At 53.0% G+C, this 13,790-nt stretch carries 13 protein-coding genes; 2 read left to right on the top strand and 11 right to left on the bottom strand.

Annotated elements, in window-relative coordinates:
- Positions 1-3: 3 nt before the first annotated feature.
- On the bottom strand, positions 4-660 hold the full coding sequence (locus MLE19_RS02395; RefSeq protein WP_240716476.1) for a LysE family translocator: 657 nt from the start codon (positions 658-660) through the stop codon (positions 4-6).
- Between the two features lie 135 nt (positions 661-795).
- Between MLE19_RS02395 and MLE19_RS02390 the strand changes: the two genes are divergently transcribed.
- Positions 796-999: a cold-shock protein gene (locus MLE19_RS02390; RefSeq protein WP_007114660.1), complete on the top strand. Its 204-nt coding sequence runs from the start codon at positions 796-798 to the stop codon at positions 997-999.
- 70 nt (positions 1,000-1,069) lie between these two features.
- On the opposite strand, the gene MLE19_RS02385 is transcribed toward MLE19_RS02390, so the two are convergent.
- The 4 genes from MLE19_RS02385 to MLE19_RS02370 form a co-directional block, all read right to left on the bottom strand.
- Positions 1,070-1,855: a hypothetical protein gene (locus MLE19_RS02385; RefSeq protein WP_240716475.1), complete on the bottom strand. Its 786-nt coding sequence runs from the start codon at positions 1,853-1,855 to the stop codon at positions 1,070-1,072.
- Positions 1,856-1,899: 44 nt separating this feature from the next.
- Positions 1,900-2,859, bottom strand: a complete 960-nt coding sequence (gene yegS / locus MLE19_RS02380) for a lipid kinase YegS (RefSeq protein WP_240716474.1) — start codon at positions 2,857-2,859, stop codon at positions 1,900-1,902.
- A gap of 38 nt (positions 2,860-2,897) precedes the next feature.
- On the bottom strand, positions 2,898-5,528 hold the full coding sequence (gene pepN / locus MLE19_RS02375; RefSeq protein ID WP_240716473.1) for an aminopeptidase N: 2,631 nt from the start codon (positions 5,526-5,528) through the stop codon (positions 2,898-2,900).
- A 75-nt stretch (positions 5,529-5,603) separates the two neighbouring features.
- A complete protein-coding gene (locus MLE19_RS02370) occupies positions 5,604-6,089 on the bottom strand; it encodes a YajQ family cyclic di-GMP-binding protein (protein WP_240716472.1) in 486 nt (161 codons plus the stop codon).
- A gap of 255 nt (positions 6,090-6,344) precedes the next feature.
- Here MLE19_RS02370 and cobO point away from each other — a divergent pair, with 255 nt between their 5' ends.
- Complete coding sequence (cobO, locus tag MLE19_RS02365; protein ID WP_240716471.1) at positions 6,345-6,944, top strand: cob(I)yrinic acid a,c-diamide adenosyltransferase; 600 nt, start codon at positions 6,345-6,347, stop codon at positions 6,942-6,944.
- A 92-nt stretch (positions 6,945-7,036) separates the two neighbouring features.
- Here the strand turns inward: cobO and MLE19_RS02360 are convergent, their stop codons facing one another.
- From MLE19_RS02360 to hfq, 6 genes are all read right to left on the bottom strand, one after another.
- A complete protein-coding gene (locus tag MLE19_RS02360; protein WP_240716470.1) occupies positions 7,037-8,332 on the bottom strand; it encodes an adenylosuccinate synthase in 1,296 nt (431 codons plus the stop codon).
- A complete protein-coding gene (locus MLE19_RS02355) occupies positions 8,332-9,528 on the bottom strand; it encodes an ATP phosphoribosyltransferase regulatory subunit (RefSeq protein ID WP_240716469.1) in 1,197 nt (398 codons plus the stop codon). Before MLE19_RS02355 ends, MLE19_RS02360 begins: the two co-directional genes overlap by 1 nt.
- Before the next feature lie 198 nt (positions 9,529-9,726).
- Positions 9,727-10,629, bottom strand: coding sequence for a protease modulator HflC (gene hflC, locus MLE19_RS02350; RefSeq protein ID WP_240716468.1), 903 nt, complete (start codon positions 10,627-10,629; stop codon positions 9,727-9,729).
- Positions 10,630-11,919, bottom strand: a complete 1,290-nt coding sequence (gene hflK / locus MLE19_RS02345) for an FtsH protease activity modulator HflK (protein ID WP_240716467.1) — start codon at positions 11,917-11,919, stop codon at positions 10,630-10,632.
- A 147-nt stretch (positions 11,920-12,066) separates the two neighbouring features.
- On the bottom strand, positions 12,067-13,377 hold the full coding sequence (gene hflX, locus MLE19_RS02340; protein ID WP_240716466.1) for a ribosome rescue GTPase HflX: 1,311 nt from the start codon (positions 13,375-13,377) through the stop codon (positions 12,067-12,069).
- 37 nt (positions 13,378-13,414) lie between these two features.
- On the bottom strand, positions 13,415-13,663 hold the full coding sequence (gene hfq, locus MLE19_RS02335; RefSeq protein WP_007114649.1) for an RNA chaperone Hfq: 249 nt from the start codon (positions 13,661-13,663) through the stop codon (positions 13,415-13,417).
- Positions 13,664-13,790 lie beyond the last annotated feature (127 nt).

The raw sequence follows: 13,790 nt of genomic DNA, 5'->3' as shown, positions 1-13,790 counted from the left end.
TCATTATACCGGGCGCTGTGTTAGCGCCAGTCGAATACCAAACACCACTAGCACTGCTCCCGTAGCGGCGTTCAACGTTTGTGCAAAACGTGCGTTAGCCAACCACTTGCCTGCGCTGCCAACCATCATTACGACGCTGATCTGCCAAACATTAGCAATAATGAAGTGCACACCCGCTAACCAAAGGGATTTCAATAAGGCAGGGTCGCCTGGGGCAATAAACTGAGGTAAAAATGCCATGTAAAAGACCACCGTTTTGGGGTTCAGTACATTAGACAAAAACCCCTCCTTGACTGGCTGCCAGCGAGAAACAGCAGGTGTACCCTCAAGCACGCCATTAACTGGTAGCGCCTGCCCACGCCGCGCCGCCAATAAGCTGGTAATACCTAACCAAATAAGATAGCCCGCCCCCACCAGCTTCAGCATATGAAAGGCCCAGGCCGACTGCAGCAGGATGAGTGAGATCCCCAGCGCAGAAATCGTGGCATGCACAAATAGCCCGCAGCAGATCGCCATACTCGTGGTAATACCATCACGAACGCCCCCACGAGCCGTATTACGAATGACAAGCAGCGTGTCGACACCGGGGCTAATCGTTAGCAGCGTGATGGCTACCAGAAAAGAAATAAACTGCGCATCAACAAAACCCAACTGCATCATTTGTGCTTGCTCGCAAAGAAATAAAAAATCTTAGGTATGTGGCTGGACGACAGCCGCGTTTGCATCTAGAGTAATTGTAGCGGGTGGACAATTGAGTTGCCCGTTTGATTATTAAGCACGTTAAGGAAATAGAAAATGGCAACTGGCACAGTTAAGTGGTTCAACGATACTAAAGGCTTCGGCTTCATCTCTCCTGATGACGGCGGAGACGATCTGTTCGCCCACTTCTCCGAAATTCAAGCTGAAGGCTTCAAGACCCTGCAAGATGGTCAAAAAGTCAGCTTTGAAGTGACTCAGGGTAAAAAAGGCCTTCAGGCTTCCAACATCCGACCAGCTTAATTGCTAACGGATGGACAAAGGCCCGCTAACGCGGGCCTTTTTTATTGGCAATCAGTCAATACCTCCCCGATTACTCTTCCTCATTTGCATTTGATTGAGCACTCTCGCTATTTTCGCTTCTATTGAGTTCAGCGCGGTCATTTTCGCCTGCATCAATAGCAGGCCCAGTATCCGTTTCCCGGCTCTCCAACTCTTTGAACTGCTCCTCAAGACGCTGCTGCGCCTCTTCAAAGCGACGCTCTGTATCCTCGATCAAAGCGTCTACATCGGTCGCCTCGCGGTTATCTTGTAAAGGCGTTCGTTCTGGCAAGCTACTCTCTTCGTCCCAACTAGAAGAAAAGTCTTCATTTTCCATCGGTTCTAATGTGGGAGCCTGTTGCTCGACTTCTTGAAACTGCTCTTCAAGGCGCTGTTCTGCCTCTTCAAAACGGCGCTCAGTTTCGGCAATCATTTCGTCGACGTCGGAGCGGGTTGCCTCACCGGGCATTGCGCTTTCTTCATCAAGCACATCATCAGGGTTCGCGGCCAAAGTGTCTTCTTCGGCTTCCACCGTCGCAGCTTCAGTAGAAGGATCGCCAACATTTTGACCACCATCCCCCTCCTCTCGCAGCGCTTCCGCTCGCTCAAGCTCTTCGGCGGCTTGGCGCGCCTCAATTTCATCCTCTACCTGCTCAGGACTGGACATTTCAGCCGCGTTTTCAGCAGCCGCTGGAGCCTCCTCTTCGCGTACTGTTTGATCATCCGTCACCTCAGAATTATCATCGGGTGTCACGGTAGGATCTTCCTGGGAGTCACCGCAGGCACTCAGCAGTAGCGCCAGAACGGCCACTGCAGGTATCCACACGCGATTTGCCATTAGATACTGCTCCTTTATAGCGTTAAACATTCAAGTCAATACGGTTAAGGCCGATTGGTCGAGGAGAGCAAGGGGCACTCCTCTGGCAACAGCACGCGCAGTGCAAGAGGCACCACTTCGGCACAGAAATGGTCATAACAGCGCGCCTCGCCATCCAGCGTTAATGGCCAGGGCGGATCACCCGCCTGAGTCGTCACTGTCATTTGGGTCGTGGTGAAATAGCGCACAAACCTGCCATCATAGGGAAAGCTTTGCAGCTCACTCATCAGCTTGGTCAACTCTGTTACTGACCGAAAGTCTTTCACTAACAGCACATCGAGACGACCATCATCCAGCTTAGCCCGTGGCGCCAGCACCTGACCTCCACCTGATTGGCGGCCATTACCCAGCGCTAACAGTAATAGCGAAGTGCTCTCCTCTTTTTCATCCCAATGCAGGGTGCCGCGATAGCTGCGGTGTCGCCACGCCTTGAGCGCCCCCATCAACGAGTAGGCCCCACCCCCCAGTAACCGTTTCAAGGTTTTCGGCGTTGAAGAGGTAATTTCGGCGCCAAAACCACCTGTGGTCATGTTTAGGTAGTAGCTGGTGGCTGACTCACCTTCTGCACCGGCTGTCACACGGACAACGTCAATAGGATAGGCACTCAACGCTCTTGCGGCGGCTAAGGCTGGGCCTGGCTCCAATGGCAACCCAACAGAGGTAGCAAAATCATTGGCGCTGCCTAATGGCACAATGCCCAACACAGGCCGTCGATCATGGGGCAAACGCATCAACCCGTTCATGACTTCGCTAACCGTTCCATCGCCGCCACAGGCAATCACATGCGTAATCCCCAGGGCGTCAGATTGCTCAGCAATATCAGCAGCATCGCCCCCTTCCCAGGTAGCGCGCACTGTAATTAGCATCCCTGCTTGGCGTTGTTCGTTGACTGCATCACGCAATGCCGGGTTACCGGCAGATTTACCATTAATAATAAGTAAATAGTGTTGCTGTGAGTCTGTCACTGTTGTTATTCCTTTCCTTGGTTAACTGCGATTGACCACTATGCCAACGCCTTCTCGACTACTTCATAGACATTTGAAGATAGCGGTTCTTGCTTAATACGCTCGAGCTGAGACCGCATTAATGCCTGGCGGGTTTCATCAAAGCGCTGCCAGCGCGTTAGTGGCGTGATAAGCCGTGCGGCAATTTCTGGATTAAGCCGGTTGAGTTCAATGACAACATCGGCAAGTAATTGGTAGCCCTGTCCATCCAAACGGTGGAAATTCACCCGATTCTGCGCAAAGGCGCCTATAAGCGCGCGCACTTTGTTGGGGTTTTTAAGTGAAAAGGCGGGATGCCCCATAAGGTACTTCACCCGCTCCAACACGTCTGGCTGAGGACGCGAGACTTGAATAGTGAACCACTGATCCATTACTAGCGGGTCATGTGCCCACTTTTCACCGAAGGATTTCAGTGCGGGCGAGGCCAGATCATCGCGATCACTGTGCACCAGTAGTGTGAGTGCTTGACGCACATCGGTCATATTGTGGTCAGCGGCAAACTGCTCTTTACAGAGCGCCAGGCCCTGCTCATCTTCGATCGACATGAGGTAGGAGAGCGCCACATTTTTAAGGCTTCGCTGGGCGATTTGCTCTGGCGTGGGCGCATATGCCTCTTCCGTCACATTGGCCTCAAAGATGGCAATAAACTCATCACGCAGAGCAACGGCGAGCGACTGGCGTACGAACTCACGCGCAGCATGAATGGCGTCAACGTCAACAATGGGCTGCTGCTCAGCAATATACGCCTCTGTGGGTAGCGTCAGCATTTCAGCCAATACGGCTTTATCGCTCATTGGTCCGGTCAGAAGCGCTTTAAAAGCGTCCACAACACGGCTATCCATGACCTTTTCAACCCCATTGCGATGGGCAGCAATCAAGTCATCCAGGGCTAGCAGCGCAAGACGTTGGCCCGCATCCCAACGATTGAAGCCATCGCTGTCATGGGTCAACAAGAAGGCAAGATCTTCCCGCGAATAGGGGTAGTGCAACTTCACTGGCGCTGAAAACTCGCGTAACAACGAGGGCACAGGCGCTTCAGCAACATCGGTAAAGACAAACGTCTGCTCGTCATCACGTAGATGAATAACAGCGTCCTTACCGATCTTTTCGCCATTTAGGGTTAAGGTTAGATCTTGTCCAGACTTGGTACCTACCAAGCCCATACGCACCGGAATGTGCAACGGCTGTTTATCAGGCTGGCCTGGCGTAGCCGGCGTACGCTGGCGCAGCGTTAAGTGATATTCGCCATGCACATAGTCATAATCCCCATGGGCATCGATATCCGGGGTGCCCGCCTGGGAGTACCAGCGCATAAACTGTTCCAAGTCTTCGCCGGAAACCTCTGCCATGCAGCCCACGAAATCCTCAATGGTCACGGCCTGTCCATCGAATCGTTCGAAGTAGAGGTCTGAGCCGCGACGAAAATTCTCTTCCCCCACTAAATTACGCAACATACGTACGACTTCTGCCCCTTTCTCATAGATCGTCAGGGTGTAGAAGTTGGTAATTTCAATATAGCGATCGGGTCGAATCGGGTGCGCAGTGGGGCCAGCATCTTCGGCAAACTGGGCCGTACGGAAAAACGAGACATCCTGGATACGCTTAACCGGCGCTGAATTGGTGTCCGCAGAGAAGCACTGGTCACGGTAGACCGTGAAGCCCTCTTTCAGCGAGAGCTGAAACCAGTCGCGGCAGGTGACGCGATTGCCCGACCAGTTATGGAAGTATTCGTGGGCGACAATGCCTTCAACATTCTGAAACGCGGTATCGGTGGCGGTTTGGGGATGCGTCAGCACCGCGGCGGAGTTAAAGATATTGAGACCTTTGTTCTCCATCGCTCCCATGTTGAAATCATTGACGGCTACAATCATAAACAGATCCAGGTCGTACTCACGACCATACGCCTGTTCGTCCCACGTCATGGCCCGTTTCAACGAGGCCATGGCATGCTCGGTCTTATCCAGATTGTCTTTCTCTACCCAAATCTGCAGCTTGACCTCACGTCCACTCATGGTGGTGAAGTGGTCTTCTACGCTATGCAGGTTGCCTGCCACCAGAGCGAACAGATAACAGGGCTTGGGGTGCGGGTCTTCCCAGGTAACAAAATGACGACCGCCGTTCAGCTCGCCGCGCTCCATCGGGTTACCGTTAGCCAGCAGTATCGGTTCACGTTGCTGATCGCCGATCACGGTGACCTTAAAAGTCGCCATAACATCCGGGCGGTCAGGGTAAAACGTAATCCGTCGGAAACCTTCAGCTTCGCACTGCGTACAGTACATACCATTGGACTGGTAAAGACCCTCTAAAGCGGTGTTCTCTTGCGGTGCGATCTCTACTTCGCTCTCTAACGCAAAACGCTCTGGAACATCGGCAATAGTCAGAGTCTCTGCATCTACTTGATAATCTGATTCATTTAACGGTGTTGCATTAATCGACAAGGAGATAAGCTTTAAATGCTCACCGTTTAACACCAGCGGCGCATTAGCCTCAGCCTCGGCATGGCGCTCCATCAACAGTCGCGCTTTCACACGGGTCGCGGCGGGGTCAAGATCAAACGTCAGCTCGGTATGAGTTACCCGGTAGGCGGGCGGCTGGTAGTTGCTTAAATAAACCGGCTGCGGATCAGACATAGTGCGTGACTCCTGTATAAAACGAATATTTATATAGTTAACACCGGGTGAGGGCGGCGAACGGCGCGGCCCCTGCTAGTCGCGGAAGTTATCAAACTGGAGCGGCAAATCCGGCCCCTCTTCGCCGCGTAGCAGTGCCATAACGCTCTGCAAATCGTCGCGTTTTTTTCCCGTTACACGCACCTTCTCGCCCTGAATTTGTGCCTGCACTTTGAGCTTGCTGGCTTTAATGCGCTTGACCACATCTTTCGCCTCCGCTGCATCGAGCCCTTCCTTTAAAGCGACTTCCTGGCGCGCTTTCACGCCGGAGAGCACCGGGTCTTGAACATCCATACATCGGGCATCAATGCCACGGGCAATAAGGCGCGCGCGCAGCACGTCGAGCATTTGCTTGAGCTGGAAATCAACTTCCGCCTCTAGCTGCACTTTATCGCCTTCCAACGTAAAGCTGGCGTCGACGCCTTTAAAGTCAAAACGCGACTGCACCTCTCGGTTAGCTTGATCAACCGCATTAGCACCTTCGTGCTTATCGAACTCTGAGACAATATCAAATGAGGGCATGATTTAATTCCTGACTGGACATGGCCACCTATTCTAGAGCAGCCAGCCCCCTAGGGGCCAATTCTGTTGTTTATCTGTTGCTCTTTTCGGTTTTGAAGCGTGCTTTATTGAACCAAAACTTAATCACACTCGGTTTAATCCTATACAAATATTGACACACAGAGCTTCAAAAAGATGTTCAACCCCAGTTGGATGACTTAGGCTAGCCCGCTAGCCCTCTTACTCTCTTCAAAAGCTTACTACCCAGGAGACATCATGAGTGACCGCGATACCCGCCATAAAGCCTCCATGCAGAAGTTGAAAGCGCGCGTAGATGAGAAAGTCGCCAGTGCCAGCGAGCAACGTGGCCTAATTATCGTCAACACCGGTAACGGCAAAGGTAAAACGACGGCTGCCTGGGGTACTGTCACCCGCGCCTTGGGTTACGGCTATAAAGTGGGTGTGGTTCAGTTTATTAAGGGGCTTTGGGAGTGCGGCGAACGTAACCGCTTGGAGGAGGATGCCAATTTAGACGTGGCGATCATGGCCACTGGGTTTACCTGGGACACACAAAATCGCCAAGCGGATACCGATGCCTGCCAGGAAGTATGGCAGCAAGCAGAGCGCATGCTGGCGGACCCAGCGACCTATTTAGTCGTGCTGGACGAAATTACCTACATGCTCAAGTTTGGCTACCTGGAGATCGAAACGGTTAAGCACGCCCTTGAGAATCGCCCTTCAGAGCAAACGGTGATTATCACCGGCCGGAATGCTCACCGTGAATTAATCGCCATGGCGGATACGGTGACCGAAATGCAGGAAGTCCGCCACGCCTTCAATAACGGCCTACAGGCACGTCGCGGTATTGATTTCTAACCCCAAAAGCTTGGTTATTAAATAAAAATTGGTTACAAAAAAGGGGCGACCGAGTCGCCCCTTCTCTTCTCATCACCGCTAACTAAGCGTGCTTACCCTTCAAACGGGTTACGCAGCACGATGGTTTCCATACGATCTGGACCGGTCGAGATGATATCAATGCTCGTACCTACCTGCTCTTCCAGGAAACTGATGTAGGCGCGGGCATTGGCGGGCAAATCGTCGACCCGTTTAGCTCCCAACGTCGACTCTTTCCAGCCTGGCAGATCTTGATAAAGCGGTTCAACGGCTTCAAAGCCTTCTGAATCCACCGGGTTGTCCATCACATCGCCATCTTTACTACGATAACCGACGCATACCCGGATATTTTCCAGCCCGTCTAGTACATCAAGCTTGGTCAAGCAGATACCGGATACGGAGTTGATCTGTACCGCGTGACGCAGAGCCACCGCGTCAAACCAGCCGCAGCGACGCGCACGGCCCGTGGTCGCGCCAAACTCATGACCTCGCTCGGCAAGGTGTCGGCCATCAACGTCAAACAGCTCAGTGGGGAACGGACCGGAACCAACGCGGGTTGTATACGCCTTGGTAATACCGAGCACATAGTCCAAATAGAGAGGACCAACACCAGAACCGGTGGCGACACCGCCTGCAGTGGTGTTCGAACTGGTGACGTACGGGTAAGTACCGTGGTCGATATCCAGTAGCGAGCCTTGAGCACCTTCGAACAAGATATTCTCACCGGCTTTACGCAGGTCGTGAACCATACTGACAGTGTCACAGACCATGGGACGAAGTTCTTCAGCCATTTGCATCGCGGTATCCAGCACTTCCTGGAAGTCGACTGCCGGTTCGCCGTGGTAATTCACCAACACGAAGTTGTGGTAGTCGAGGACTTCGCCCAGCTTGGAAGCGAAGCGCTCGCGATGAAGCATATCGCCTAAACGCAGGCTACGGCGTGCTACTTTGTCTTCGTAAGCAGGACCAATGCCGCGACCCGTGGTGCCGATTTTAGCGATACCACGGGCCTTTTCACGGGCTTGATCCAAACGTACGTGATACGGCAAAATCAGCGGGCAGGCTGGCGATAGGCGCAGCCGCTCGCGCACTGGCACGCCTTTGGCTTCCAGCTCACGAATTTCTTTGATCAACGCTTCGGGGGAAAGCACCACGCCATTTCCAATGACACACTTTGTGCCTGGGCGCAGAACACCTGAAGGAATCAGATGAAGAACGGTTTTTTCACCGTCGATGACTAGCGTATGCCCAGCATTATGGCCACCCTGAAAGCGCACCACGGCAGAGGCGGATTCAGTCAACAGGTCAACAATCTTACCCTTGCCCTCGTCACCCCATTGGGTGCCCAGTACTACGACATTCTTACCCATTATGATGCACTCGTCTCTTGTGTCAGGGCCGTTGGCTGCCAACGACCATTGATAAGCTCAAGACAGCGGTCACAGTCGTGCTCCGCCGGCCCAGTACGCTGCCCAGGCAGCGATTGAATCACGCGTTCTCCCTGCTCACGCAGTGCGACTATGGCAGCGTTGAGCGACTCATCCTGCTGGGCGGGCGCCCAAATACTACCGTGACTCGGGGATGCCAGCGCCAACGACGCCAGTTGCTTAAGATCCATCGAGAATCCCGTAGCGGGACGAGCGCGACCAAAGGCTCGTCCTGTATCGTCATAGCGCCCGCCTTTAGCAAGCGCATGGCCATAGCCGGGCACGTAGGCGGCAAACATCATACCCGTATGGTATTGATAGCCGCGCAACTCAGCCAAGTCAAAATAGAGCGACACATCAAAGCGTGCCAACACTCCTTGATAAAGCGCATCTAGCTGATCCAAGGCCGCCGTGACCGAGGCTGGTGCACCCGCGAAACGCTCCCGCGCCTGGCTTAAAACATCCGCGCCACCATGTAACTCACCAAGCGCCAACAACATGTCCGCTAGCGCCGGATCACTCACACTAGCGTCTACAAGCTGGGCTAATTGGGTGGGCGATTTTAGCGCCAGTGCCTCAAACAGCGCGCTCTCTTGCTCTTCAGTGAGCGCTGCCGCCTCAACAAGACTGCGGTAAATGCCGATATGCCCAAGCGCTAGGTGAATCTCCTGAGCGCCAGCTGCTTTCATACTGGCCAGCGCCAAGTGAATAATTTCACTGTCAGCCTCAAGCCCAGCATGCCCAAACAGCTCAGCACCTACCTGCACCGGGCTGCGCCCTCCCTGGTGCTGATCCGCCTTTGCACGCAATACGTTGGTGCAATAACAAAGACGCACAGGGCCCTGGCGCTTAAGCGAGTGGGCATCCATTCGCGCTACTTGCGGCGTTACGTCAGCAGAGGCGCCCATCATGCGGCCGGTTAGCTGGTCGGTCAGCTTAAAGGTCTGCAGATCAAGATCCGTCCCAGTACCTGTTAGCAAAGAGTCCAGAAACTCTACCGGCGGCGGCATTACTTGGTCGTAGCCCCAGCAATGGTAAAGATCGAGCAGCGCGCGGCGCAGCTCTTCCATGCGGCTTGCCTGAGGCGGAAGCACCTCATCCATGCCGTCGGGCAGTAGCCAGCGGTCAGCGATGGTCATGTGAACAATCCTGCAAGACGATGAAGGCCCAACAAACTCAAGCAGTCACGCAGCAGGATTATTGCCTGCGTAGCGCTAAATGAGGGCCACAAAAAAACCGGGCGACGCCCGGTTGATAAATTCTATCACGTTTATTGGCCGGATAAACCCCGCCTGGTCATAGGAATGACGAGACGAGGAACACCAGCAAAAAGCAACTTATTCGCTATCGCTGTCGCTTTCACTACCTTCTGCCTCAGGATTACGCAAGTAGCGGAAGAAATCGCTATTTGGCTCCAGCACCATCAGATTGCCATCGTCAGCGAAGCTTCCACGATAGGCTTCTAGACTACGCCAGAAAGAGAAGAATTCCTGATCCTGACCATATGCTTCAGAGAAGATCGCGGCAGCCTGAGCATCACCTTCACCACGCAGTGTTTCTGAGCGCTCATTAGCTTGAGCAAGCAGCACCTGGCGGCGACGATCTGCGTTGGCACGAATCCGCTCAGCCTCTTCCTGGCCTTGAGCACGCCACTCGCGAGCTTCACGCTCACGTTCAGAACGCATACGCTCAAAAACGGCGGCCGATACGTCTTCCGGCAAGTCTATCCGCTTGATACGGATATCGCGGATAGCCACGCCTAACTCTTCACGCATCAACTCGTCGAGTTCTGCAGTAGGGCCTGTCATCAGATCATCACGTCGCTCGGCAATAATCTCTTGCAGGTTCAAGCGACCAAATTCATTACGCAGGCTTTCATCTACACGCGGCTGAATAAGACGTATAGCCATCAGCTCATCGCCAGCCGTCGCCTCGTAGTAACGCGTGGGGTTGACAACTTGCCACTTAACGTAGGAGTCGACGATAACCGCTTTCTGCTCAAGCGTCAGATAACGGCTGGTATCGGTATCCAGCGTCAGCAAACGCGTATCAAACTTACGGATCGTTTGCGCGATCGGCACTTTTGCGTGTAAGCCAGGCTGAATATTCTCTTCAATGACTTCACCAAAGCGCAGCTTAACGGCACGTTCAGTTTCGTCTACCACATACAGCGTGTTGCTCGCCAGCCACGCAACAGCAGCCAAACTACCAACAATTAGCAGGGATCGATTATTAATCATTTACCGGCCCTCCCTGCGGATGGAGTTACTCGTGGTATTTGATGAGGAGCTAGAACCACCTTGGGTGTTACGTAAACGCTCAAGCACATCAGGGTCTAACTGCTCATCACTGTTATTCGCACTATTGCTCGACGAATTACTTCGATTGCCACTATTACCGCCACGCATTTGATCCAGTGGGAGGTACATTAACGGGGCATTTTCGCTTACATCCAGCAATACTTTCTGCGAATTACTGAACACCTCTTCCATCGTGTCTAAGTACATACGCTCGCGCATGATCTCCGGTGCATTGCCGTACTCGGAGAGCAGTGAGTTAAACCGGTTGGCTTGACCCTGTGCTTCAGCCACTACCGACTCACGGTAACCCTGACCCTGCTCAACAATACGCTGCGCCTGACCTTGCGCTTCAGGAATGATCGCATTGGCATAAGCGATACCTTGGTTAATGGTACGCTGACGATCTTCACGGGCACGGATAACGTCATCGAAGGCGTCAATTACCGGCGCAGGCGCTGAGGTCGACTCGATGTTGATGGTTTGCAGACGAATACCTGCACCATAGTTATCAAGATAGGACTGCAGACGGCTAGAGACGGAACTACCCAGAATCTCACGACCCGAGGTCAGAATGTCGATCATATCGGTACCACCAACCACATGACGCAGCGCCGAATCCAGTGCATTCTCAATTGAGATAGCAGGATCACGCACGTTTAGAACGAAATCACGGGGATTGGCTACTTGGTACTGCGCTGAAATTTCGACTTCTACAATGTTTTCATCGCGGGTCAGCATGGATTGCGTTTGGGTCAGTGAACGAACCCGCGTCACATTGACCATCCGCACTTCGTCAATCAACGGCGGATTCCACTGCAGACCGGGCTCTACAATGCCCTGGAATTCGCCAAAGCGGAGCACAACACCACGTTCCGATTGGTCAACTAGGTAGAAACCCATCGCAGCCCAGATAGCCAATGCAACGATAATCAGGAGGCCAGGCAGCGCGAAAGGATTACGGCTCTTACCGCCGTCACCGCCACCGCTGTTTTTCTTGCCACCGCCTTTTTTACCGCCACCTAGCATGCTGTTGAGCTTATCCTGAAACTTCTTCAGCGCTTCATCCAGGTCTGGAGGACCTTGGTTATTGCCTCCTTTGTTGCCATTGTTGTTGCCGCCACTGCCACCATTATTACTGCCACGGTTTCCATCACCATCGTTTCCACCGCGTCGGCCGCCGCTACTCCAAGGGTCGTGCTGGTTGCCACCACCAGGCTCATTCCAGGCCATACTTCGTCTCCACTAAGGTATTCGCTAACGCTAATGCCACCGATTTAAGTGGAAGCATCGCGTTTTGATATTATTGCTTTATAAACCTTGTACCATTTTTATACAAAACAGAATACAGGCATCGCTTCCAGATGGGCAGTGACGTATTTACCACTCATCGGTTTCACGCAATGCTTCAGGTAAATAGGTATTGGACCGCTCACCCAACTGAGCCATTAACTGATTAAAATCGCGCCGCGGCAAGCGCACATCCAGTACTGAATGCCCTTGCTCATTAAAGGCTTCCTCGCGAACGGCATTCAATTCGTGTAAGCCAGCACGCAGCTTACCTTGCTCAGGAGTGAGTGTCAGCGAAAAGCCAATCACATCATTTGCCAAGCGTTCAGTAAGGGCTTCATGGAGCAGCTCAAGTCCCTGCCCCTGCTGTGCTGAAAGCCAAACCACCTCTGGCATACCATGCCCATCACGCTCTATTCGCGGCGCACTGTCGAGCTTATCAATTTTATTCATGACTTTGAGCACGGGAACATCATCTGCACCGATCTCTTTTAATACTAGCTCGACCTGCTCCACATTTAACTCGCGGTCAGGATCTGCTGCATCAATTACGTGCACCAGCAACGACGCTTCCGAAGCTTCTTGAAGCGTGGCTTGAAACGCCTCGACCAATTTGTGAGGCAAGTGGCGAATAAAGCCCACGGTGTCGGCCATTACCACGGGGCCAACGTCTTCGATTTCAAGCCGACGCAACGTAGGGTCGAGTGTGGCAAACAATTGATCAGCCGCGTAAACATCGGAATTGGTCAACGCGTTAAACAGCGTCGATTTACCCGCGTTGGTATAGCCTACCAGCGACACGCTAGGGATTTCAGCACGAGCCCGAGCGCGTCTGTTCTGATCACGCTGGCTACGCACTTTATCCAGCCGCTTGTGAATCGACTTAATCCGCCCACGGAGCAGGCGGCGGTCAGTTTCAAGCTGCGTCTCACCAGGGCCACGCAGACCAATCCCGCCTTTTTGGCGTTCAAGGTGTGTCCACCCGCGCACTAGGCGAGTCGACATATATTCAAGTTGAGCAAGCTCTACTTGCAGCTTACCTTCATGGGTTCTTGCCCGTTGCGCAAAAATATCGAGAATGAGACCGGTACGATCAAGCACCCGGCACTTGAGCTCTTGCTCAACATTGCGCTCTTGAGAGGGACTTAAGCTGTGATTGAAGATCACCAATTCTGCCGCGTGAGCCGCGAGCAGTGCCCGCAGCTCTTCCAACTTACCGGACCCTATAAAAGTGCGTGAGTCAGGACGATGGCGGCTAGCAGTGAGTAGAGTCGCAGGCTCTGCACCAGCAGAGCGTACGAGCTCTAAAAACTCACCCGGGTCTTCACGTTTTTGTTCATCGTGGAAATCAACGTGAACAAGAACTGCCGTTTCACCGGCGTCTGGGCGTTCGAAAAACAATCAATACCTCGTGGACTCTCTTGCTTTTCCAGCGGTGTTAAATCTCCGCATCCTGCTCTGCCGGGTCTTGCGCAGGCAAGCGTACGTTGCGAGATGGAACAACCGTAGAAATAGCGTGTTTATAAACCATCTGACTGACGGTGTTGCGCAGTAAAATAACAAACTGGTCAAACGATTCGATCTGGCCTTGAAGCTTAATGCCATTGACCAAAAAGATGGAGACCGGAATGCGCTCCTTGCGCAGAATGTTCAAGTAAGGGTCTTGAAGGGACTGCCCTTTGGACATGTTGCTCTCCCTAAAACTGTCGTTGGGGTTAATTATCAAATGGCGTGCCCTACTAGTGCTACGCCGCAATCTTTTTGCCCGAAAGGCTTAATGCTGTAGAAAAAGCCAAGCGGCCACTCGAAAACAC

The organism is Vreelandella neptunia, from assembly GCF_022489065.1.
In the GTDB taxonomy this organism is placed as follows: domain Bacteria; phylum Pseudomonadota; class Gammaproteobacteria; order Pseudomonadales; family Halomonadaceae; genus Vreelandella; species Vreelandella neptunia_A.
This window is presented reverse-complemented; position numbering and strand designations above follow the sequence as displayed.